This is a genomic window from Marinicella rhabdoformis (assembly GCF_009671245.1).
Classification (GTDB): Bacteria; Pseudomonadota; Gammaproteobacteria; order Xanthomonadales; family Marinicellaceae; genus Marinicella; species Marinicella rhabdoformis.
In genome coordinates, this window is sequence record NZ_VTFS01000002.1 from 14,841 (window position 1) to 37,605 (window position 22,765).

A 22,765-nucleotide genomic window follows, 5' to 3' on the forward strand; every position below is an offset into this window, starting at 1 on the left:
TTAAATAGTTGCAATTAATTTTAATGGCCGGAGCCCGATCTACGAACTGTTGAAATGGAGTATCCTGGTCTTATTTCGATACGTTTCATAGTTTAATTGGGTGTGGTTAATACAAAGATTTTGTAAAATTCATCAATTGGAATGGGGCCAGCTTTCATGATTGTATCCATGAAAAGCTTTAAACTAAATTGGCTTCCAAGGCGCTCTTTTTCAGCATGTAATAATTTTGTGAATTGGCTTCCACCTAAAAAGTAGGATGTTAATTGCATGGGTGAACTCATGATCCTACCCCAAAGGCTTTTTGCAAATTGTGGTGCCAGTAAAGATGTCTCGGTTGAAAATTTCATGACCTGATCTTGACTCCATCCATTGCAATGTACTTGCATTGAGGTGTATGCCCGGTTTGCATTTTCAAGCCGTTTGCGTAAATGTGCCAAATAGGTCAAGTGATTCTCTTTTTCCCAGCCAGCATCAAGCAGTACTTTTTCTGTGAATGTCGCCCAACCTTCTATGTAAGTACCATAAGGAAATAACAAACGAACTGGGTGCGCAGTTTCTCTGCTTATTTTGAGCTGCATGTAATGACCCGGAAATAATTCGTGGATGACGATCATTCGATTGAATGGCTTATTGAATGATGCCCAGAAGTCTATTTGCTCTTGCTTTGGCAGTGTTTCAGGAATAGACGGTAGGTTCAATGTGGTGATTGGGTTTGGGTCAAAAGGCGGTGCACTGGCTACCCAGCCAATTCTGGCGGCAGGACCCGCGCTTTCAAGAGCAGTTATGATGCGCAGGGTGTTGTTCTTTGGCAATGTAACGATTTCATTATTTTCGATGAATTGAACAGCCGCCGCCGAGAGTTGGTTCCAGAACTGAAGGTAATCTTCAGCGTTTAAAGGCGCATCCTTTTCCATGTCACCAAGTGCTTTGGCAGTAAGCTCATTGTAATTATCTGGTATAGGTTCGTCAGGGTAGGTCGCTTTTAAATACGTTTTTGAAACGTCACCCATTAAGGTTCTAACAAGTTCTATTTCTTCCAATGCCATTTGAGCAAGCGCTTCGGGTGTCAATTCGCTGTCTGTGTACAATTTAAGCCTTCTGGCATATTCATCGTAACCAATAATTTTCTTAGGTTTTAAAGCGTTTGTACTGAGTTTGCTTGTTGCAAATGAATGTAACTCATCCAAGCTCTTTATTGCATTTTGTCGTTTCAAGTTGAAGTCTTGACACTTTATTGTTGAAATTTCAGGTTTAAGAGATTGACTCAAGTTATTTTTGTAAAACGCCAAAGTGGCACTGAGACTTTTGATGCCTTTGGATAAATCATCTTCGGCAACCATTGTGAGGTTGCTTTTTGCAGCATGACTCAGTTTTGTTACTTGCTGAAGCCGATGACAAACCAAATCATTTTTTTCAGGTGCAATTAAATAATCTGCTTTTGATATGGGATTGAAAGCACGAGCAATTAGCCTTGTGTACAGCTGCAGAGAACTTTTGTGCAAAGACAACTTTTTCCACTGATCTATTTCTGACAGCACTTGAACACGCAGTAATCGGGCATCAATTGCATCAATATCAGCGTCTGTATCAGCATCGATTTCTGAAAGCTTTAATAAAACTTGTTCATTAAAACCAAGCCATTTTTCAATGTTGCTTTTGGAATAATCTTCAAACTGAAATATGGAAGCATGAATTCCTTTTGATAATGATTTTGATGGATAGAACTTTTTCCATTCACTGATGTATGTCTCATCAAGGCCATGCGACCACGATGTGGTGCTCAGGAAAAAGAGCAGTGTAAAGAGTGTTTTTTGTGCGGATTTCATTTTGATAGAATTTCTATTATTTAGAGAGTGGCTAAGGTATTTATTTCAATATCAATATCAATCTTACATCTGCGACTGAGTAAAATCCACGTCCAATAATTTTAATACTTCCAAGGAGTCAGCTTCAGCGGTGCGTTCATTAACAGGCAGTGGCAGCACTCAACATTTAATTTGCTTACAGTTTTTGGGAAAAATTATTGTTGGTATGTTTGCTTTGCAACAGTACGGTAGGTTGAGCCACCAACAGTAGGGGCTTTAGGCGAGCAACGCACAGGCCAACACTAAGTTTCGACTTAACCAAGTTGTTGGGATTAGCTTCGCTCAGAGCCAACCTACAGAATATTCACTGTTATTTTATTGTAAAATCAAAAAGGCCGCATCAGCGGCCTTTTTAGTTTCTGCTGAAGCCAACTTACAAGGCTTCGATGATGCCTGCGGCACCCATGCCGGTGCCGATACACATGGTGACCATGCCGTATTTACCTCCGGTTCTGCGCAAGCCGTGGATGGCTGTGGCTGCACGACAAGCACCTGTGGCACCCAGTGGATGGCCCAAGGCAATCGCGCCGCCGTTTGGATTGACTTTTTCTGGGTTCAAGTCTAACTCGCCCATGACCGCCAATGACTGTGCGGCGAAGGCTTCGTTCAACTCGATCCAATCCAAGTCGTCTTGTTTGATGCCTGTTAAGCTCAATACTTTAGGTATCGCTTTGATTGGGCCGATGCCCATGATTTCAGGTGGCACACCGGCCACTGAGAAACCGTGGAAGACGGCAATCGGTGTTAGGTTGTCGCGTTTCAATACTTCTTCGTTACATAACAACAATGCGCCCGCACCGTCTGACATTTGTGACGAGTTGGCTGCGGTGACTGAGCCACCCATGCGGAACACAGGGCGAAGTTTGGCCAAAGTTTCTGGTGTTGAACCGGGTCTTGGGCCTTCGTCTGTGTCAACCATGCGGCTTGATGTGATGATGCCACCGTCGCGACTGTTCAGGTCAGGTTTTGATGACTTGATTTCAAAGTCGATGATTTCTTCATCGAAGTAACCATTTTCAATCGCGTGAATGGCTTTTTCGTGTGACTTGGCAGCAAAGGTGTCTTGTGCTTCACGGCTCACTTCCCACTGTTCGGCCACTTTTTCTGCTGTGATGCCCATGCCGTAGGCTATAGCCACTTGGTCATCTTCGAATACGGCCGGGTTCATGGCAATTTTGTGCCCCATCATGGGTACCATGCTCATGCTTTCAGTACCGCCGGCTATTGCTGCGTCCATTTGGCCCGTGGCAATTTGTTGAGCGGCAATCGCCACTGCTTGGATGCCGGATGAACAAAAGCGGTTGATGGTCATGGCAGGTACACTTTCTGGTAAGCCGGCCAACAAGGCGGCAATTCGAGCCACGTTCATGCCTTGTTCTGCTTCTGGCATGGCACAACCGATAACGATGTCGCCAATGCTTTGTGGGTCGAAAGATGGGTTGCGACCAATGATGGTTGACAAACAACGTGCCAACAAGTCATCTGGACGGGTTTTGTTGAACATGCCACGTGGCGCTTTACCAATCGGCGTTCTGACAGCTTCTACTATATATACTGGTTTCATTTTGATTCTCCTATCAATTACGCACTATTAGTTACGTAATGGTTTGCCGGTGGTTAAAGTGTGTTCAATTCGTGCCAATGTTTTCGGCATTTGAATCAGCTCCATAAAGTATTTGCGCTCAAGATCGAGTAAATACTGTTCAGATACCATCGAATCGGCATCGACATAACCGCCAGCAATCACAATCGCGATGCGTTTGGCAATTTGGTAATCATGTGGAGAAATCATGTGGCCTTCTAACATGTTGGCCAAAATCATTTCCATATTGGCAATCGCCGGTTTACCCGCGACGCGGATGTTTTGTTCTTCAGCTGGTGATACATACCCTTTGTCTGCCAAGTAAGTCACTTTGGCTTTGGCCACATGTAACAACTCATGCGCATTGAATACGATGTCAGTACATGGTTTCAAAAAGCCCCAAGCTTTGGCTTCTGTACCGCTGCCTGCCACTGCGGCCATGGCCACTTTCTTGAAGTAATGTTCAAGCATGGGGTAGAGGTCTTTACCAAATGATTCAGCAGCTGTACGGCGTGCAATTTCTTTTAAACCACCCCCGGCTGGTAACAAGCCCACGCCTGCTTCAACCAGGCCAATGTAGGTTTCAAATGCCGCGACAACAGATGACACCTGCATTGAGAATTCACAACCGCCGCCCAAAGCCATGCCCCGAACAGCGATGACTGTTGGCACCGATGAGAAGCGTAATGATTGTGATGTTTGTTGGAACACGTCGACCAATTCATCAACTTGTGCCACTTGGCCTGAAGCAATCGCTTGTGCTGCAGGAGCCAAATTAGCACCCAGAGTGAACGGCTCTTCTGTTTGCCAAATGATCAGGCCTTTGTAGTCTTGTTCTGCAATTGATACCGCTTTTCTGATGCCATCTAAGACGTCACGAGAAATGATGTGTTTCTTGGTTTTGAATGAAGCAATAGCGATGCCATCACCTTGGTGCCACATCCTGAAATCATCATTTTCAAAAATGGTTTCGCCATAATTGGCTTGTTCAGAGATCAAGCGATCTGGGAACAGCTGACGCGAATACACTTCAGCGTTTGAGCGTGGTATGAATGTGTTTTCGGCTGCAGAATATGAACCTGCTGCCATGTGAGCGCCTTCAACTTCATTAACCCAAGCCGGCAGGTCAGTGTTCGCCATGGCCAATCCATTGCTGATGTCTTGTTGAATCAAGGCGGCGATGTCATTCCAGCCTGAAGCTTGCCATGTTTCAAAGGGGCCTTGCGCATAACCGAAGCCCCAACGAATAGCAAAATCGATGTCGCGCGCCGAGTCGGCGATGTCTTCTAATTGTGTTGCACAGTAATGAAACAGGTCGCGGTAAATAGACCACAAGAACTGTGCTTGCGGTGAATCTTTCAATGCCTGTAATTTAAGCAAACGTTCTTGTGGTTTGCCTTTTTTTAGAATTTCTAAAACTTGTGGGTCGATTTCGGCATTTTGCGGTCGGTATTCACCTTGCTCTGTGTCCATGACCAAAATGTCTTTGCCTTTCTTCATGTAAACACCTGCACGTGTTTTTTGACCCAAAGCGCCTTTTTCAATCAGGGCTGTCATCCAAGCAGGGTGTTCAAAATGTGGCTGCCAAGCATCATCAGGCAAACCATTTTTCATTGTTGTTATGGTATGCGCCAAGGTGTCTAAACCCACCACATCAGCCGTTCTGAAAGTGGCCGATTTGGGTCGTCCAATTAAGACACCAGTCAATGCGTCAATGGTTTCAAAAGGGATGCCAAAGGCCGCGCCATGGTGCATGGTTGAAACGATTGAGAACACGCCTATTCTGTTGGCAATGAAGTTGGGTGTGTCTTTGGCAATGATGACGCCTTTGCCCACAACCATGGTCAACACGGCTTCTAAGTCTGATATGACTTGTGGGTTGGTGTTGTTTGTCGGAATGATTTCAACCAAGTGCATGTAACGCGGTGGGTTGAAAAAATGAACGCCACAGAATTTACTTTGTAATGAGGCGGGAAGTACTGAGGCCAATTCATTGATGCTCAGTCCTGATGTGTTGGTGGTGAAGATGGCATCTTCAGCGATGTAATCTTCGACCATGTCATAGACTGATTTTTTGATGTCCATCCGCTCTGCAACGGCTTCAATAATCAAATCAGCTGATTTTAATTTAGCCAAATCTTCTTCATAATTAGCCGCTTCTATCAAGCCTAAAACTGAAGCGTCACCTAAGGGTGCAGGCTTGAGTTTTTTTAATCCTGCCAAGGCTTTGTTGACAATGCCGTTTTTAGGACCTTTCGTTGCTGCGAGGTCAAACAATAATGTGGGTATGCCGGCGTTTGAGAAATGGGCTGCAATCTGCGCGCCCATCACGCCTGCGCCTAAGATGGCGACTTTTTTAATTTTCTTGAGTTTCATCTTTATTTCCAAAATGGTTAATCAGTTGAATATTTAATATGGCGTCATATGCGGCCCTGATTTGTTCCGCTTGTTCGACGCTGATGATGCCTGCGGCTAAGGTGCGGTTAATCAGCACCTGGTGATTCTTTGTTGTTAACGCCGTGCCAGTGGCATTGCTCACGGCGTGTTCTATGCTTTGTACTGCAGACAATTGCTTTGAGGCATCGGCGATTTGTTGCAATATGCTGTGTGGCTTGTTGCCATTGGCTTCTACTTGTGACAGGTCATAATCACCCTTGGGTGAAAAGCTGGCCTGATGAAAGGGTTTGCCAAAAGGGAATATCATGACTTTGAGGGCCAAGGCACCAAAGCGAGAAAAAGCACTGTTTATGCACTGGTTAAGTGCCCTTTGACTGAGGTAGAAACTGTCTTTTAATGATTGTTTAAGCAGCCATTTTTCAGCTGGGTTATCACTTTGTTGTTCGTAAGCTTGGATCAAGACCATCAACATCAATAAGTGTTGGTTGCATGTCGCTAAATACCCTGTGAATTCGGTGTTGCTGTCTTTTTTTAATGACCACTTAATCAATGCCAAGTCGGCAATGAAAGCATAACTGGCACTGATGCGTTTGATGAAGTTTTGGCGTTTTTTCCTGCGCCAAAACAAACGACCAAACCATGATGTGCGGACGGCATAAACCCAGACCTTAGCCAATTGGTGCATAACCCATCCCATGTGTTTGAACAGGTAACGGTCTAATAGTTTGGGGTCAACCTTAGGTTCCGACATCAATGCAATTTCCTTGGCATACCAAGGATGTGAAGAGAGTGCCACTTTTTTCATCAATGGCAATTGGTTGATCTCATGGCTGTCACCATCCAGCTCCATACTTAAATGCTTGATGCGGAAGTATTGGTTGAGGTTATTTTCACCTTTGATGTTATGTGCGTGTGATCCCAATATGGTGCGCAACCACGTCAACTGGTCTAAAGAGGCATCAAGGATAGAGTTTTTAAACAGTATGTGACTGTAACTCATGTTTTTGTTGTTGCCGGACATGGCCATTTGGTTGAGTAATTTGAGTCTTTGACTGTGGCTGAATTGTCGGATTAATTGTTTCTTCACCAAACGGTAATCGAGCAAGGCACGGCTGTTTTGTTTTTTGATGTGAGAAAAGTGCCACGAAATTAACGTACCACTTCGATGTATCGGCAATGATACTGCAGCGGGCCAAATACCTGCTGCAAATGATTGTAACTGGTAGAGTTGTTTGATGCCTTGGTTAACCGCACCAAAGCCCCCAATGATTTGGCTTAGGGGTATGAAAATGTTATCTGCTGACAGGTGGTAGTACTGAAACAAACCTTTGAAAGTGGGGTTGCCGTGGCGCACTTTAATGTCATCTCTTTCAGTATCAAAGAGGCACAAGGCGGTGCCGAGTTTGGTTTTTTTACTTAATTCATTGGTGAAATCTGTGACATGAATGGCCAAGTAAAACACCGATGATTTGTTTGTACCCATGACAATAACATCATCAAAACTCAGCCTGATGCCATGAATGGTTTTGTTGTCGTGAACTTCGCTGTCTATTCGACCTTCAATTGAAGACTGGTTGTTTTCCAGTAGTTCATATAAAAAAGTTGGATTCAGAAAAACTTGTTTTTCAGCTTGAGCAAATGCTGGTAAATATTGTCTTTTTTGTTCTTTTGAACCATGGTGGTTAATCAAAGTAATGGCAGACTCGCAGCTTAAAATGCCCACAGCTGCACCCAGTAAAGGCTCATGACTGGCAATGCGTTCAATGACTTGTGTGCATTCATATGGAGTCAATCCCAGTCCATCGTATTGTTCAGGAGTTAAAATTCCCTGCAATCCAAGTGATGCCAAATATTCTGGAAAAGCAGAAGCAGTCGTTGTGGTTTGTTTTTCTATGGCATTGAACAGTTGTTTTACTTTTTGAGATGTCGCAGGAGAGTGGAGCAGTGCTGTTTTGAAGTCAGGATTGCCATTGAACAAGTTCTTCTCAAACTTTGTAGTTAACCAACCGTCATCAATGCGACTGAATTTACGCCAGGCATTTTGATCTTTGTTATTGAGTCCATGAAGCATAGGGATGGTGACTAACCATCGCCGAATGGGGCGAATGTTAATCAAAGCCATCGCATTGAGCAGCAAGAACAAGGTAATGATGCCTTGTGTATTGGTGATGAACTTGAGTTTGTAAAAGACAAAAGGCGTTAAAAACCACAACACAGAAAGCAGCCAAAAAGGCAGGCGATAATAAGCCGCTGTGACTGATAGGGTAAAGAGTGCGAAGAAGTAGCTTAACATTTAAGCCTGAAGTGATTGCAGAGCGAACTTAATCAATTCCTCAACAGATTTGTTGAAATACTCAGACTCTGTCATTTGTTTTGACATGCTGGAGGCGCCAAAATCGCTCATCGCATAGGTCAGAGAGCCAATGATGAAGTGAAACCGCCAAAAGACAGTTTCTTTATCCAAATGTGGTGCCGATTGATGAATTGCGTCGGCAAAAGCCTTGATGGTGTCGGTGTATTTGGTCGTCATCAATTGATGCAAATGCTCACCTTGTTCAGCATAGGCGCGAGCCAAAACAATCATGAACGTTTTTCCGCCTTGGTTTTTGTCATTGATCATAAACAAGGCGGGTGCAATAAAAGCATGCAGCACTTGTTCAAGAACACAGGCTTGTTTTTCACCCTGATTTAATTCATCTAACATGCTTTGCCTGATGGCAAAGAGGTTATTCAAGCGGCGTTCTAATACTTCGTTTATCAACTGTTGTTTGTTACCAAAGTGGTAGTTGATGGCAGCCAAATTACTTTGTGCTGCTTGGCTGATTTTTCTGATTGAAATGCCGGAAAATCCATGTTCTGCTATCAGTTGCTCGGTGGTGTTTAGGATGCGGTCTTTGGTAGATAAAGTGGTCATGCTAACAAGCGCTTTTTGAAATTGATGGCATTGTATCGAATGGTCGCATCAAAGGCAATTCAAACGTTCGTTTAATACGTTTGAATTGTTTGGTGATTTTAACCTCAATTTCCGGAAGTTTGGTGCAATAAAAGAGTGGCTTAAACTCAAGCATTTCAAGCATTAGCGGTTTATTTTGGACGGCTTTGTTGTTATACTGCGCGGGTTTTTTAACGTGGGGTTTGTTAATTGCGGCTTAATAGCACATAACAAATCCTTATAAGTAATATTGACTTTTCTTTGTAAATCACAGATTTTAAAGAAAAAACCTTGAATAAATATCCAGTTTGGAGTAAAAAATGTCACAAGAAAGAACTTTATCAATCATTAAGCCCGATGCGGTTGCGAAAAACGTCATTGGTCAAATCATTCAACGTTTTGAAAATGCAGGCTTAAAAGTCGTTGCAGCTAAAATGAAACAATTGAGTACTGCTGAAGCTGAAGGCTTTTATGCGGTCCATAAAGAAAGACCTTTTTTCAATGATTTGGTTTCTTTCATGACTTCAGGCCCTGTGTTTGTTCAAGTTTTAGAAGGCGAAGGTGCCATCTTGAAAAATCGCGACATCATGGGCGCAACAAATCCTAAAGAAGCTGCTGCTGGTACCATTCGAGCTGACTTCGCTGACAGCATTGACGCCAATGCGGTTCACGGATCTGATGCACCTGAAACAGCAGCCGTTGAGATTGCATACTTTTTCTCAACAACAGAATTGAGTTAATACTTGAAAAAAAGATCCACGCATTTGCTCGATTATGATAGAGCCGGATTAGAAGCGTTGTTCCTTCATTTGGGGGAGCAACGTTTTCGCGCGTCTCAAGCCATGAAATGGATTTATGGTGAGCGAGAAATGAATTTGGATGCATTCAGTAATTTCAGCAAAACATTGCGTGAAAAGTTGAAAGCGGTATTTACATTGGATGTACCAGAATTGGTCAGTGAACAAAAATCAGTTGATGGCACCATCAAGTGGCTGTTGAAAGTTGATGAAGTGAATGCTGTAGAGGTTGTTTACATTCCTGAAAAAAATCGAGGTACTTTATGCGTGTCTTCTCAGGTAGGTTGTTCATTAAACTGTACTTTTTGTGCCACCGGTGCGCAAGGGTTTAACAGACATTTGACCACGGCTGAGATCATTGCTCAAGTTTGGGTGGCTGCCAAGCAGTTAGACCATCATCCTGTAAAAAATCGACGCATCACTAACATTGTTATGATGGGCATGGGTGAGCCATTGGCCAATTACAGCAATGTTTTACCTGCTTTGAATATCATGAGGGATGATTTTGGTTTTGGGTTTGCTAATCGACGTGTGACAGTGAGCACTGCTGGTATGGTCTCAAAAATTGATCAGCTTAATTTGGATGCTGATGTGTCTTTGGCGATATCTTTGCATTCACCTTTTGATGACTTGCGCGATAAACTGGTACCATTGAATAAAAAATACAACATTGAAACACTCTTGGCGTCCTGTCGTCGATTTATCAAAGACAAGAAAAAAGCCAGAATCACATGGGAATACACTTTAATTGACGGTGTAAACGACCAACCTGAGCATGCACGAGCTTTGACCAAGTTGCTGTCAAAAATTCCCAGTAAAATCAATTTAATACCTTTTAACCCGTTTCCAGGCACCCTGTTTAAGCAGTCAAAACCTGAAAACATCGAACGGTTCAAAGAAATATGTATGAAAGCTGGCTACATTACGACTGTACGCAAGACCAGAGGTGATGACATTGCCGCAGCTTGTGGGCAATTGGCTGGTGAGTTTATGGACCGAACCCGACGATCGGGTCAGGTGAACAAGTTGGCATTGGAGTTAGTGTAATATGAAATACAGTTGGATTTTGGTTGTTGTTCTTTTGTCTGCTTGTGGGTCAAACCCCAGTAAGCCGAGCGGGCATTTATACCAAGAAAATGACAGTCAAAACATTCCAGCTGACAGCAAAGAGATGCTGAATGTTCGTATGGGTGTGGCTTATTTTGAGCGAGGTGATTACGACACTGCCTTGGAAAAATTAAAGCGGGCATTGTCATATAATTCGAAGCTTGCGATTGCCCACTCGGCTATTGCAACAGTTTATGCCACATTGAATGCTCAGTTGGATGCTGAAAGGCATTACAAACTGTCTGTGAAATACGGACCCAAAGACCCAACAATTTTAAATAATTACGGTACTTATTTATGCCAAAAAGGTGAATATGAGTTGGCTTTAAGTTATTACGAAAAAACTTTGGCTAATCCTTTTTACAAAACGCCAGAAACGGTACACGAAAATATGGGTGTGTGTTTGGTGCAGTCAAATCAACACAGCAAAGCGGAACCTCATTTCAGAAAAGCTTTGCAGTACAATTCGAAACTGCCTGTGTCTTTGTACAACATGGTGGTTGTGTCATCTGCTAAAGGTGACTATATGAAGGCCAGGGCTTTTTTACAAAGATTACAAAACGTTGCAGCATTGGATGAGCGAATTTTAAAAATAGGATATGAAGTTGAAACCGAGATGGGTAACAAGCGTGCAGCTAACCGATACTTGGGTATGATAAAGCAAATAAAAAGAAACTAACCAGACCCCAAAACAATGAAAACCATAGAACCTAATAAAATAACCCTTTCTGAATTGGCCGGTTACAGAAGCCAAGCTGGGTTTTCAGCAAAACAACTGGCTGACAATATGCGTGTCAGCTTACCCATCGTAGAGCACATTGAATCTGGTGCCTTTGAAAAAATTGGAGCAGCACCATTTATACGTGGGCATGTGGTCAATTATTGCAAAGCATTAAAATTGGATTCTGATTTGGTTTTGGGTCAAATTCCAGGTCAATTACTCACTCATAAAAATGTCCAGCGGCCTGATGCATTTTTACCTGCTTCGGTTTCAAAAGTCAGGTTGAGGACGAACCATTATGGGCGTTATGCTTTTGGTACGACTTTATTAGCAGTTCTTAGCTTGAGTGCCTACTTTGTATGGGACAAGTGGGGTGTTATACCTGGGCAAAACGATTCATTGCAGTTGTTGAGCTCTGATAAAGAATCGGTGACTTACTCTTCGATCATTCCACCGGTTCACAAAGTGGGCAAGGGTGTGGTGACAGAGCAAGCAACACCTGTTGATTTGCTTGAGAGCGAAAGTGAAAAAACGCAAGGTCTTACTGAAAATGTGGGTTCAACAGTAGAGAGCTTAACGGCAGCAGATCAAGCTGATGACACTGAAGTGGATAACGCAGAAGCACCTGAAGTACAGTTGGCTTATGTTCTTGAGTTTGATTTACAAGAAGCTGCTTGGGTTTCAATCAAAACTGAGGCAGGTGAAAAAGTGGTTCATGATTTAATTGGTCCTGGTTTGCGACGTTATGAGTCTGATCAGCCGATGTCTTTACGGATTGGAAACGCTGAAAAATTGTCATTGTCTATCAATGGAGAATCCGTCGACGTGGTTCAGTTTGCGGATAAAAATTTAGCTAAATTCTCTTGGCCTTTAGACTCTTAAGGTCATCAATTTAAAATGAAAAATTTCTTAAAAATCATCAACATATTGTTGGTGATTTTTTCGTTTGCGCTATTGCTTACGCCCTGGTTTGTCGCTAGCTCTAAAGGTTTTGATTGGGGTTTTTCTGCTTTTATGGGTGTCACAGTCCCGTTGATTTATTGTATGCCTCTGTTGTTGCTTGTTCAGATGGTATTACTGGTAAAGGCTCAAGGTAAAAAATTGTATTGGTGGGTTTTAAGTGTGTCAGTGCTGATTTATTTATCTATCTTGTGGTATGTGTTGGCTTGGGCTTGATTAAGTTTTAGCCAATTGTTATTGTCCAAATATATTGAAAAAGAATTCTAATCTGGGTTTATGTGTGGCCTAACGTCATATAAAATACACACTTTTTCTAAGGCGCAGTATTTTGGCTAATAAAGTTACCCGTTTACGTGGCATGTACGATGTCACTCCCGAAGAAGTTTGGATTTGGCAACGATTAGAGCAAACCATCACTGGCCTATTACACCAGTACGGCTATCAAGAAATCAGATTCCCTGTATTAGAAAAAACGGCTTTGTTCCATTCTGCCATTGGTGAAGTTACGGATGTGGTCGAAAAAGAAATGTTTACCTTCGAGACACGCAAAGGTGAATCCATCAGCATGCGTCCAGAAGGCACAGCGTCTACTGTTCGTACGGTTTTACAAAATGGCATGATTTTCAATGACCCACAAAAACTGTGGTATTTGGGACCCATGTTCCGATATGAGAAGCCTCAAAAAGGGCGCAACCGCCAATTCACTCAAGTAGGTGCAGAGGTGTTTGGCTTTGAGGGGCCGGATGTCGATGCGGAATTGCTGCTGATGACCAGTCGCATGTGGGAAGCTTTGGGTTTAAAAAATGTGCGTTTGGAATTGAATACTTTAGGAACACAGACTTGTCGTGAAGCGTACAGGAATGTGTTGATTGAGTTTTTTGAGCAACACATTGATGTGCTGGATGATGAGGCAAAAAATAGATTGCACAGCAATCCGTTGCGAATACTGGATTCTAAAAACCCTGCCATCAAGGCCATCATCAAAGATGCACCACAGATTGCTGATTATTTAAGTGATGAGGCCAAATCACATTTTCAAGGGTTGCTTGATGCATTAGATGCTTGTGGTCTCGATTATGTGATTAACCGCAATTTGGTTCGTGGCTTAGATTATTACAGTCACAATGTTTTTGAGTGGATTACTGAAGATTTAGGTGCACAAGGCACGATTTGTGCTGGTGGCCGCTATGATAAGTTGGTTGAAATGCAAGGCGGTAAACCGACACCTGCGACAGGTTTTGCTATGGGTGTTGATCGACTGGTTGAGTTGATTAAAGACCTCAACCTATGGCAGGCTGATCGACTTGCCGATGTGTATTTAATTCGAGACAAGGCAGTCAGTGCACAACATGGGCTGAAGTTGTCTGAAGTTATCAGGAAAGCATTGCCGAATGTTCGCTTAGTCTGCAACATGGGGGAAGCGTCTTTTAAATCACAATTCAAAAAAGCCGATAAATCAGGTGCCAGGTTCGCTATAATATTGGGTGAAGCAGAGCAGAATGAAGGTGTCGTTTCAGTGAAATCTATGGTTGACCGTGAATTTCAACAGCAAACCATGGCGCCAGACGCTTTGATTGATTTTTTATCAAAACAATTTGAAAGGTGATTCATGGATCAAGAGCTGAAACAACGGTTAATTGGCGCGTCAGTTATCATCGCATTGGCGATTATATTTGTCCCGATGCTATTTGATGGTGACGGGGTCAAGCAACAAAACCAAAACATCAGCATTGAGATTCCAGACTCGCCGAGTGATTTAGAGGTTAAAACCTTTGAAATCGATAAGCCTGTTACAGATCAGAAGCTTAACTTGCCAGAAGGTGATGTAACGCTGGCACAGCAAAACGTGTCAACGGCTGAAAACCAAAAGCAACAATCAGTAGTTCAACCTGTTTTGATTGACAAGGCTGAGGAAGAAAAGCAAGCTGAAGAGCAAACGGCACGAGCGGTGGTAGAAGCTGAACCAGATCCAGTTGTTGAGGTTGAGGCCAAACCTGACACCAAGGTGACTCAAAAAAATAAACAAAATGAAACCACAGTAAAGCCAGCAGCTGAGGATAAGCCGAAACGTTCTGCGCCTGTTGAGGCCATTGGTTTGGCATATCGAGTAAAATTAGGCAGCTTTTCAAAGCAAGCCAATGCACAAAAAGTCAAAACACAGTTATTGCAAAAGAAAATCAGGTCATTGGTAGAAAAAGATGCGACCAGAAACTTATATCACGTTTGGTCTGCAGACATGTATCAAAGCAAATCCAAGGCTGAGGTGTATGTGAAAGCGGTTAATGCTTTGAAGCTCAATATTGGTCAACCCTCTGTGCAAAGTATGGATGCCAAGCAAGTCGATGCATTGGCGCAAACTGGGCAGTTGGGCTGGGTGGTTCAACTGGGAAGTTTTTCTGCCAAGGACAATGCCATTGAATTACGGAATAAAGTCAAAGCCGCAGGCTTTTCGGGCTTTGTAGACAGAATCAAAAACAGCAAAGGTGAAAACCGTTTCAGGTTGCGAGTGGGTCCTTTGATGGAAAAAGCGGATGCCCAAAAAGCCCAAGCTGACATCAGCAATCGATTGAGAATCACTGGATTGATTAAAACCCATGAGCCTGGTCTGCCTGTTGAATCATGAATTGGTTTGATATAACCATCATTGGCATCCTGACACTCTCAGTCATTGTCAGTATGTTCAGGGGGTTGATTAGAGAAGTGTTGTCACTTTTGATTTGGGTAGGTGCATTTTGGGTTGCCTGGACCTTTGTTGACAATGGAGCTACCGCTTTAACACCCTATATAGAATTGCCTTCAGCGCGACATTTGATCGCTTTTATTGCTTTATTTTTGGTCGCATTGATTATTGGTGGTTTGATAAATTATTTGGTCGGCACGATGGTGAAAAAAACCGGATTAGGTGCCAGTGACCGTTTTTTTGGTATGTTCTTTGGCTTGGGTAGGGGTGTGGTTGCAGTGACTGCACTGGTGCTGTTTTTAAAAGCAACGCCATTTTCACAAGACCCTTGGTGGACTGAAGCCAAATTACAACCACATTTTTCTAAGTTGGCCGATTGGGTCAAACAAAAAATGCCAGATGAAATGTCAGAATATTTTAATTTCATCAGTCCAGAAGCATTACAAAAAACATTGACTCCAGGATTTCCTGAGTCTACAGAACCAGAAGCCGCTGAGCCGCCTGTACAGAGCGACCCAGAAGATACAGAAACAACCAAACCAGAGCAAACTTCACAGGACATTTAAACTATGTGCGGAATCGTAGGAATAATCAGTAACAATGATGTGGCGTCAACCATTTATGAATGTTTGACCATACTACAGCACCGCGGCCAAGATGCTGCCGGTATGGCGACTTGTGACCAAGGCAAGTTAGAGTTGGTCAAGAACAACGGTTTGGTCAGCGATGTTTTCAGTTCTGAGGCAGCACAAAAACTGAAAGGAAAGTCAGGCATTGGTCATGTTCGCTATCCAACCGCGGGTTCGAGTAATTTTGAAGAAGCACAGCCTTTTTATGTGAACTCACCTTTTGGTATTGCCTTGGCACACAATGGTAATTTACATAATGCCGAACAATTGAAAGAAGAGCTGTTTGTTGAAGACCGCAGGCACATCAATACGCAGTCTGACTCAGAAGTATTACTCAATGTGTTTGCCCATGAATTACAAAATGCATCAGGCTTACACATCACGCCTGAAGCGATATTCCATGCCGTATCTCGCGTTCATAAGCGCTGTCAAGGCGCCTATGCCAATGTGGCGATTATCCCGGGCTACGGGATCGTGGCTTTTCGTGATCCAAATGGCATCAGGCCATTGGTTTATGGCGTGCGTAAAAGCGAAGCGGGTGATGAATACATGGTGGCTTCTGAGAGTATTGCTTTAGATTCTCATAATTTTGAGTTGATTGATGATGTGGCGCCAGGTGAGGCCATTATCATCACCGAAGACCGCCAGTTGATAACCAAAGTGTGTGCCACAAAAACACAACTTTCTCCCTGCGTTTTTGAATACGTTTATTTCGCCAGGCCAGACTCAATGATTGATGATGTCTCGGTGTATAAAGCCCGGTTGCGAATGGGTGAAAAACTGGCAGAAAGAATTTTAGAACGCTGGCCTGATCATGACATTGATGTGGTGATTCCAATTCCTGAATCTTCACGTGTTAGCGCCATTCCATTGGCCTACCATTTGGATGTGAAGTTCAGAGAAGGGTTTATTAAAAATCGATACATAGGCCGCACCTTCATCATGCCAGGGCAAGAGCAAAGAATTCAATCCGTTCGCCGCAAATTAAATGCGGTACCCTTGGAGTTCAAAGGAAAGAATGTGTTGTTGATTGATGACTCCATCGTACGCGGTACAACGTCACAGCAAATCATACAAATGGCCAGACAAGCCGGCGCCAATAAAGTGTATTTTGCATCAGCTGCGCCACCAGTCCGCTACCCCAATGTTTATGGTATAGATATGCCGATTTCAGAAGAGTTGATCGCACATAACCGAACGGAAGAAGAAATCTGTGAATTGTTGGGTGCCGATGGTTTGATATACCAAACTTTGGAAGATTTGGAGGCGGCTTGCAAAGAAGGTAATCAAGAGATCGATCGCTTTGATTCGTCATGTTTCTCTAATGAGTATGTTACGGGTGTCGATTCTGAGTATTTCAATCAAGTGAGTGACAAGCGAAACGACCAAGCCAAAAAAGGAAATGGCTGAACCTGAAAACGATATTTGGTTTGACTTCGCCATAGTTGGCGGCGGTATGGTGGGCATGGGCTGTGCTTTGGCTATGGCTCAGGCTGGATTGAGCGTGTTGTTATTAGAAGCACAGGCAGAAGATGCCTTTGCAGTATCGGCGGCTTCTTTTGATGACAGAACTTTGGTTGTCAACCCTGCCAGTATGTCTTTTTGGCGTGATTTAGGGATTTGGCAAAAGCTTGAAGATCAAGTGGTACCTATTGAATATGTTCATGTCAGCAACCAAGGTCATTTCGGTGTGGTTAATTTTTCAGCGTCTTCCTTTGGTCTGTCTGAGTTAGGTGCTGTTGTTGGTGCAAAAGATTTAGCTCAAGTGCTGTGGCAAGCAGTCAATGCACATGAAAGCATCACCACAAAAACATCTGCACAACTCAACAATTTTGAAACCAATCAAAACGGCGTTCAATTATCAGTCCAACATAACAATCAAGCTTTAACCTTCAATGCAGCTGTTATGGTTGCAGCAGATGGCGCACGATCTGCAGTGCGTGAACAATTGAGTTTAACCAGTGAAGTCAAGTCTTACAAAAGAACAGCATTGGTTTGTAATGTACTGTTTGATAAGCGCCATCAAGGTTGTGCTTTTGAACGATTGACACAAAGTGGTCCATTGGCATTGTTGCCTTTCCATCAGGGTCGTTGTGGACTGGTGTGGTCAGTAGAAAGTGATCAAGCACAGCAGTTGCTTGAGTTGGATGAACAGGATTTTATATCGGCGCTTCAGCAACAATTGTCTTTTCGAATGGGGCGGTTGACTCAATTAGGGCGTCGCAGCAGTTACCCTATTTACCAAGTGAAGGTGCCTAATCAAATTGCTCAATCTGTTGTGTTAATGGGGAATGCAGCTCATGCGGTCAGTCCAGTTTCAGCGCAAGGATTGAATTTGGCGGTGCGAGGCATCAGACGTTTGGTTAACATCATGGGGGAGGCGCACCTAAAAGGTCAGTGTTTGAGCGATATGAAATTGTTAATGCGCTACCAATCAGACTCTGAAGAAGATCAAAAGGCCACATTGAATTATACCGATGACTTGATGACATGGTTTCAAATCAATTCGCCATTGGTCAATGGCATGCGTTCCGTTGGTTTGTTAACGGCTGACGCTGTGCCAGCAATTAAAAACTATTTATTTGAAAGGGCAGGAGGGCTGAAAACATGAGTCAAACTTATGATGTGGTCATCTCTGGTGGTGGCATGGTTGGTTTGGTTGCCGCATTGGCCTTGTCTCAACAATTTGACCGTGTTTTGTTGGTTGAGCGAGGTACTAAGCCAGTATGGGATGGTTCCCAAGAAAAACAGCTTCGGGTGTCTGCCATGGCTGAAAAGCATTGGCAGTGGTTTGATGCTTTGGGGATGGGGGCGCATTTCAATCAAAGTCGCTTAGGTCCTTATCGCCACATGTCAGTTTGGGATAACCGATCCGATGCGGCTTTGAAGTTCACGCAGGAAGGTGGTAAAAAGTTGGGCTCGATTGTTGAAAATAATCATGTGGTTGCAGCTGCTACAGCCGCTTTGGCTACTCAAAATGGGGTGACAATTTGCTATCAAACTGAAGTTTTAGCGTTTGAAGATTTAGGCCGTAAAGTGCGGGTAAATTTGTCTAATGACACACACATTAATGCAGGTCTTTTGCTTGCAGCAGAGGGTGCCGGTTCACCCATCAGAAACAAAGCGGGTATTGACATAAACCAATCTGATTATGGGCAGCAGGGTATTGTTTGTTATATCAAATTAGACAAGGCTACAGCTGAAACGGCTTTTCAGGCATTTAACCCCACAGGTCCTGTTGGGATTTTGCCTGTTGGTAACGGTGTGTTTTCGATTGTTTGGAGTCTGGCGAATGATGCGGTGGACACATGGTTGACTTGTGATGATCAAAAGTTTTGTCATGGACTCAAGGCGCACATTAACCGTGACATGGGTATGCCTGAGTTAATCTCAAAACGTGCGGCATTTCCGTTGCGCAAACAACAGGCCGCTCAATATGTCAAAGGCCGCGTGGTTTTACTTGGTGATGCGGCGCATGTGGTTCACCCGCTGGCTGGTCAGGGTGTGAATCTGGGGTTGTCCGATGTGGCTTGGTTAACAGAACAATTGTCGAAGACATCCCTTAAAGATACAGATGCATTGAACCTTGTGCTGAAAAAATACCAAAGGGTGAGAAAGTCGAAAGTCACTGAAAGTATGTTGATGATCGATGCGGTACATCATCTGTTTACTCAGCAGAAAGCGCCTTTGCCTTGGATTCGTGCCATGGGTATGAACACCATCGACAGAATCAAGCCGTTGAAAAATTGGTTGATGTCACAAGCAGGCAGCTAACTTGTGAAGTGCCTGCGAATTCATGGTATTTGAATCGCAGGCATCAGTTTGATGTTTATTGTTGTTTGATTTCGCCGTCTTTCATTGCGATTAAAGTGGTATTGGCGCCGCGAAGTGCAAACAAACCATTACATACCACACCTGGAATTTGATTGATTTTAGTTTCAAGTTCAACAGGGTCTATAATTTTTAAATTGTGTACATCGAGTATCCAATTACCGTTGTCGGTAACGAAGCCTTCTCTGTATATGGGTTGACCGCCTAGCGCCACCATTTTTCTGGCCACCATGCTTCTGGCCATGGGAATGATTTCTATGGGTAAAGGAAATGAACCAAGTAAATCAACCATTTTGCTTTCATCAACGATACAAATGTATTTTTGAGAAGCTGCTGCGATGATTTTTTCACGTGTTAATGCGCCGCCGCCGCCTTTGATTAAGCGGTTGTGTGCATCACATTCGTCTGCACCGTCAATATACAAAGACAAGCCGCCGGATTGATTCAGTTCTATCACTTCAAAGCCCAGTGCTTTTAAGCGCTCAGTTGAGGCTTCAGAGCTTGATACACAAGCGCGGATGTTATCTCGGACTTGTGGTAACAGGTCAATAAAAGCATTAACAGTTGAGCCAGTCCCAATGCCCAAAGTCATGTCATCTTCATTGATGTATTTTATGGCAGCTTGTGCCACTTTCTTTTTCAGTTCGTCTTGATTCATGTGGTGGTTGGTTTATTTTTGAAAAATGAGGTGTTGTGACTCAGTCACTATACCGTCCAGTGTAACATCCCAGTCATCATGGGGCAATGATGGCCAAAACTGACAATCATGCGCGACACCAATGAGCTTTGTGTTGTGTCTGTTGTTTTCAAAGTAACGGTCATAGAAGCCGCCACCCATGCCGAGTCGATTGCTCTGTTTGTCATAACCTAAAAGGGGCATGAAGCAAATGTCTAACTCTGCTTCAGGTAAGTTGTCGATAAACAACGGTTGTTTCATGCCAAGTGAATGCGGTTGTATCTTTAAGCTTTCAGTCCATAATTGAAACTGCATGTTGAGCTTGTTGATGCTGGGGATGTAACAGCTGGAATCTGTTGATAACAAGGGTTGTAAGTTCACTTCATTGCCAAAAGGGAGGTAAATGCCAATGTGTTTGTGTGTACCATCTAAATAAGTATTAATGATTTTTTGACAGATAGAATGGCTGTGTTGAGTGACTTGGTCAGCGGTCAAGGCTTGTCTCTTGGATTTGAGTTGTTGCCTGATGCTGTTTTTGTCATTCATGGTTTAAAAGGGGTAGAGATGTTAACCACTTGTGCCGTATTGAGCCCGCGTCCCTGGAACCAAAGGTTCAAGGCGGATGCCCTTCAAATTCTAAGGCTTCTCACTGCAATGGTGAGCATGCACACTGAAGTTTGAAAAAGACACCCTGTTAAGTATAATTAGGGCCAAGGCATATGCAAACACAACCTCGAACACTGCAGTTAACATCTGTGCTCAAATTATACGCCTTGGCTTAAAGCTTGTTCAAGTTTCTCATTCAGTTTTTTGATGGGATTCACGATTTCACTGTTATGTTGCTCTAACAGTTGCTGGGCTTTAATTAACTCATGAGCTATATTCATGGCAGCCATTAATGTGACTTTGTCATTACTCATGGTGCTGTTCATGGATTTAATGCTTCGCATGGCATTGTCTAAACAGTCGGCCGCAGCAATCAATGAAGCCCTTTCGTGATCTTCACAGGCGAACTGGTATTCTTTATTAAGTATACGTACACTGATTTTTTGTTGACTCATGCGCTTTGCTCTAAAGTTTTTAATCGTGAAATCATTGACTCTAAGCGATTTTTTGCTTGGTCATTTTTTAATAATAACTGGGATTTTTCAGTATTTATGGTCAATAGTTTTTCTTTCAACAGGTTATTCTCTGTCTGGCATTTTTGAAATGCTTCAATTAATTGACTGACTGATGCTTCTAATAGTTCAATGTCTTTCATGACGTCCAAAATTAACAAATACGGGCTCAAATACTATAGGGTTTTATGAAATCAAGGTCAACAAATAGATGAGAAATAATGCCCAAGTTTTTGAAAAATATCATAAAATATGGCCATTTGTTAAGAGAGTGTACATGATACCTTATCAACCTTTTGCAGAACACCTTAAAAAGTTACAAGTTTTGGCCTCGCCAAGTGAATTACAAGCGCATGCTACAGGAATGTTATGTGTCAATCAGTCGATGGATTACAAAATGTGGTCTAAATGGGTGATTAATGAATATTGTGTAGATGGTCAGGCTGGTGAGGGGTTGGACATGGTTTTATCTGCAGTGTTTGATCATACAAAAGACATGTTAAATAAAGAGGACTATTCGTATTCTTTGCTTTTACCCGAGGATGAGCCCAGTATATCAGCCCGTTTAGGGGTTTTGTCTGAGTGGGTAACGACTTTTTTGTCGGCTTTGGGTTTGGCAGGTTATTCAGGAAAAGAGCATGTTTCGAAAGAAGTAGTGGAATTTGTTGAAGATTTGGATAAAATTGCGCGGGTTGAACAGACAGCAGAAGATACCGAGGGTGAAGAATTAGACCTCATGGAGATAGTTGAATATGTCCGAACCGGTGTGATGATGTTAAGCGCGGAGTTGAATCAATTGAAACCCGCCAATAACACCATAAATTAAGACTGTAGATACTGTTTCAATTGGATGTTCAGATTTGTTGTAAAGAAGACCTCAGGAAAAAGCTTTGGCAACCAGTCTCAGGACGAAAATAATTATCAAATCGCTTGCATCTGAAGACGGAATTAAGTACCATTCCCGCTCTTTGTAAATGGCGGTGCTTCAAAACATGATTTTTGGGGCCAAAACCACGGGTAAAAACAACAGAATAATATGAAAACATTTAGCGCAAAAGCAGAAGAAATCAACCGCGAATGGTTTTTGATTGACGCAGAAGGAAAAACATTGGGTCGCATGGCATCTGAGATTGCCTTGAGATTGCGTGGCAAACATAAACCTGAATTCACACCTCATGTAGACACAGGTGATTACATTGTTGTCGTGAATGCGGAAAAATTGCATGTCACTGGTAACAAATTAAATGACAAAATGTACCATCACCACACAGGTTATGTAGGTAACTTAAAATCTATCGCATTGAAAGATTTGTTAGCCAAACACCCTGAAAGAGTGATTGAGAAAGCAGTCAAAGGCATGTTGCCAAAAAATAGCTTGGGTCGCCAAATGTACCGCAAGTTGAAAGTTTATTCAGGTTCTGAGCATCCACATGCTGCACAAGAACCTAAAGTATTAGATATTTAAAGGTT

At 43.0% G+C, this 22,765-nt stretch carries 21 protein-coding genes and 1 other RNA gene; 12 read left to right on the top strand and 10 right to left on the bottom strand.

The window, feature by feature from the left end:
- Positions 1–92 precede the first annotated feature (92 nt).
- From FET73_RS06335 to FET73_RS06355, 5 genes are all read right to left on the bottom strand, one after another.
- A complete protein-coding gene (locus FET73_RS06335; protein WP_154223111.1) occupies positions 93–1,826 on the bottom strand; it encodes a DUF885 family protein in 1,734 nt (577 codons plus the stop codon).
- Between the two features lie 412 nt (positions 1,827–2,238).
- Positions 2,239–3,429, bottom strand: a complete 1,191-nt coding sequence (locus FET73_RS06340) for an acetyl-CoA C-acyltransferase (RefSeq protein ID WP_154223112.1) — start codon at positions 3,427–3,429, stop codon at positions 2,239–2,241.
- Between the two features lie 27 nt (positions 3,430–3,456).
- Positions 3,457–5,823 (bottom strand): 3-hydroxyacyl-CoA dehydrogenase/enoyl-CoA hydratase family protein, encoded by a 2,367-nt coding sequence (locus FET73_RS06345; RefSeq protein ID WP_154223113.1) that lies wholly within the window; start codon positions 5,821–5,823, stop codon positions 3,457–3,459.
- Complete coding sequence (locus FET73_RS06350; protein ID WP_154223114.1) at positions 5,804–8,137, bottom strand: acyl-CoA dehydrogenase domain-containing protein; 2,334 nt, start codon at positions 8,135–8,137, stop codon at positions 5,804–5,806. The genes FET73_RS06345 and FET73_RS06350 overlap by 20 nt, the downstream gene beginning before the upstream one ends.
- The gene (locus tag FET73_RS06355; protein ID WP_154223115.1) at positions 8,138–8,758 is read right to left on the bottom strand and encodes a TetR/AcrR family transcriptional regulator; all 621 of its coding nucleotides are present in this window, start codon (positions 8,756–8,758) and stop codon (positions 8,138–8,140) included.
- Between the two features lie 338 nt (positions 8,759–9,096).
- Here FET73_RS06355 and ndk point away from each other — a divergent pair, with 338 nt between their 5' ends.
- The 10 genes from ndk (at position 9,097) to FET73_RS06405 (ending at position 19,444) form a co-directional block, all read left to right on the top strand.
- Complete coding sequence (ndk, locus tag FET73_RS06360) at positions 9,097–9,516, top strand: nucleoside-diphosphate kinase (protein WP_154223116.1); 420 nt, start codon at positions 9,097–9,099, stop codon at positions 9,514–9,516.
- 3 nt (positions 9,517–9,519) lie between these two features.
- Positions 9,520–10,620, top strand: a complete 1,101-nt coding sequence (gene rlmN / locus FET73_RS06365) for a dual-specificity RNA methyltransferase RlmN (protein ID WP_154223117.1) — start codon at positions 9,520–9,522, stop codon at positions 10,618–10,620.
- Between the two features lies 1 nt (position 10,621).
- Entirely contained in the window at positions 10,622–11,359 is a 738-nt protein-coding gene (pilW, locus tag FET73_RS06370; RefSeq protein ID WP_154223118.1) for a type IV pilus biogenesis/stability protein PilW, read from the top strand.
- A gap of 15 nt (positions 11,360–11,374) precedes the next feature.
- On the top strand, positions 11,375–12,283 hold the full coding sequence (locus FET73_RS06375; protein ID WP_154223119.1) for a helix-turn-helix domain-containing protein: 909 nt from the start codon (positions 11,375–11,377) through the stop codon (positions 12,281–12,283).
- Positions 12,284–12,689: 406 nt separating this feature from the next.
- A complete protein-coding gene (gene hisS / locus FET73_RS06380) occupies positions 12,690–13,967 on the top strand; it encodes a histidine--tRNA ligase (RefSeq protein WP_154223120.1) in 1,278 nt (425 codons plus the stop codon).
- Between the two features lie 3 nt (positions 13,968–13,970).
- Positions 13,971–14,984, top strand: coding sequence for an SPOR domain-containing protein (locus FET73_RS06385; RefSeq protein WP_154223121.1), 1,014 nt, complete (start codon positions 13,971–13,973; stop codon positions 14,982–14,984).
- Positions 14,981–15,607: a CvpA family protein gene (locus FET73_RS06390; protein WP_154223122.1), complete on the top strand. Its 627-nt coding sequence runs from the start codon at positions 14,981–14,983 to the stop codon at positions 15,605–15,607. The genes FET73_RS06385 and FET73_RS06390 overlap by 4 nt, the downstream gene beginning before the upstream one ends.
- Before the next feature lie 3 nt (positions 15,608–15,610).
- Complete coding sequence (gene purF / locus FET73_RS06395) at positions 15,611–17,080, top strand: amidophosphoribosyltransferase (protein ID WP_154223123.1); 1,470 nt, start codon at positions 15,611–15,613, stop codon at positions 17,078–17,080.
- Entirely contained in the window at positions 17,073–18,281 is a 1,209-nt protein-coding gene (locus tag FET73_RS06400; protein WP_154223124.1) for an FAD-dependent oxidoreductase, read from the top strand. Before purF ends, FET73_RS06400 begins: the two co-directional genes overlap by 8 nt.
- Positions 18,278–19,444 carry an FAD-dependent monooxygenase gene (locus FET73_RS06405; protein ID WP_154223125.1) on the top strand — a complete coding sequence of 389 codons (1,167 nt, stop codon included), beginning with the start codon at positions 18,278–18,280 and terminating at the stop codon, positions 19,442–19,444. The genes FET73_RS06400 and FET73_RS06405 overlap by 4 nt, the downstream gene beginning before the upstream one ends.
- 55 nt (positions 19,445–19,499) lie before the next feature.
- Here the strand turns inward: FET73_RS06405 and rpiA are convergent, their stop codons facing one another.
- From rpiA to FET73_RS06430, 5 genes are all read right to left on the bottom strand, one after another.
- Positions 19,500–20,159, bottom strand: coding sequence for a ribose-5-phosphate isomerase RpiA (gene rpiA / locus FET73_RS06410; protein WP_154223126.1), 660 nt, complete (start codon positions 20,157–20,159; stop codon positions 19,500–19,502).
- A 12-nt stretch (positions 20,160–20,171) separates the two neighbouring features.
- Positions 20,172–20,723 carry a 5-formyltetrahydrofolate cyclo-ligase gene (locus FET73_RS06415; protein ID WP_154223127.1) on the bottom strand — a complete coding sequence of 184 codons (552 nt, stop codon included), beginning with the start codon at positions 20,721–20,723 and terminating at the stop codon, positions 20,172–20,174.
- Positions 20,724–20,741: 18 nt separating this feature from the next.
- Positions 20,742–20,929: non-coding RNA, 6S RNA (gene ssrS, locus FET73_RS06420), on the bottom strand.
- A gap of 12 nt (positions 20,930–20,941) precedes the next feature.
- Positions 20,942–21,238, bottom strand: coding sequence for a cell division protein ZapA (locus FET73_RS06425; RefSeq protein WP_154223128.1), 297 nt, complete (start codon positions 21,236–21,238; stop codon positions 20,942–20,944).
- The gene (locus tag FET73_RS06430) at positions 21,235–21,438 is read right to left on the bottom strand and encodes a TIGR02449 family protein (protein ID WP_154223129.1); all 204 of its coding nucleotides are present in this window, start codon (positions 21,436–21,438) and stop codon (positions 21,235–21,237) included. The genes FET73_RS06425 and FET73_RS06430 overlap by 4 nt, the downstream gene beginning before the upstream one ends.
- A 134-nt stretch (positions 21,439–21,572) precedes the next feature.
- Here FET73_RS06430 and FET73_RS06435 point away from each other — a divergent pair, with 134 nt between their 5' ends.
- On the top strand, positions 21,573–22,121 hold the full coding sequence (locus FET73_RS06435; RefSeq protein WP_179952149.1) for a UPF0149 family protein: 549 nt from the start codon (positions 21,573–21,575) through the stop codon (positions 22,119–22,121).
- Positions 22,122–22,331: 210 nt separating this feature from the next.
- Positions 22,332–22,760, top strand: a complete 429-nt coding sequence (gene rplM, locus FET73_RS06440; RefSeq protein WP_154223131.1) for a 50S ribosomal protein L13 — start codon at positions 22,332–22,334, stop codon at positions 22,758–22,760.
- Positions 22,761–22,765: the final 5 nt, after the last annotated feature.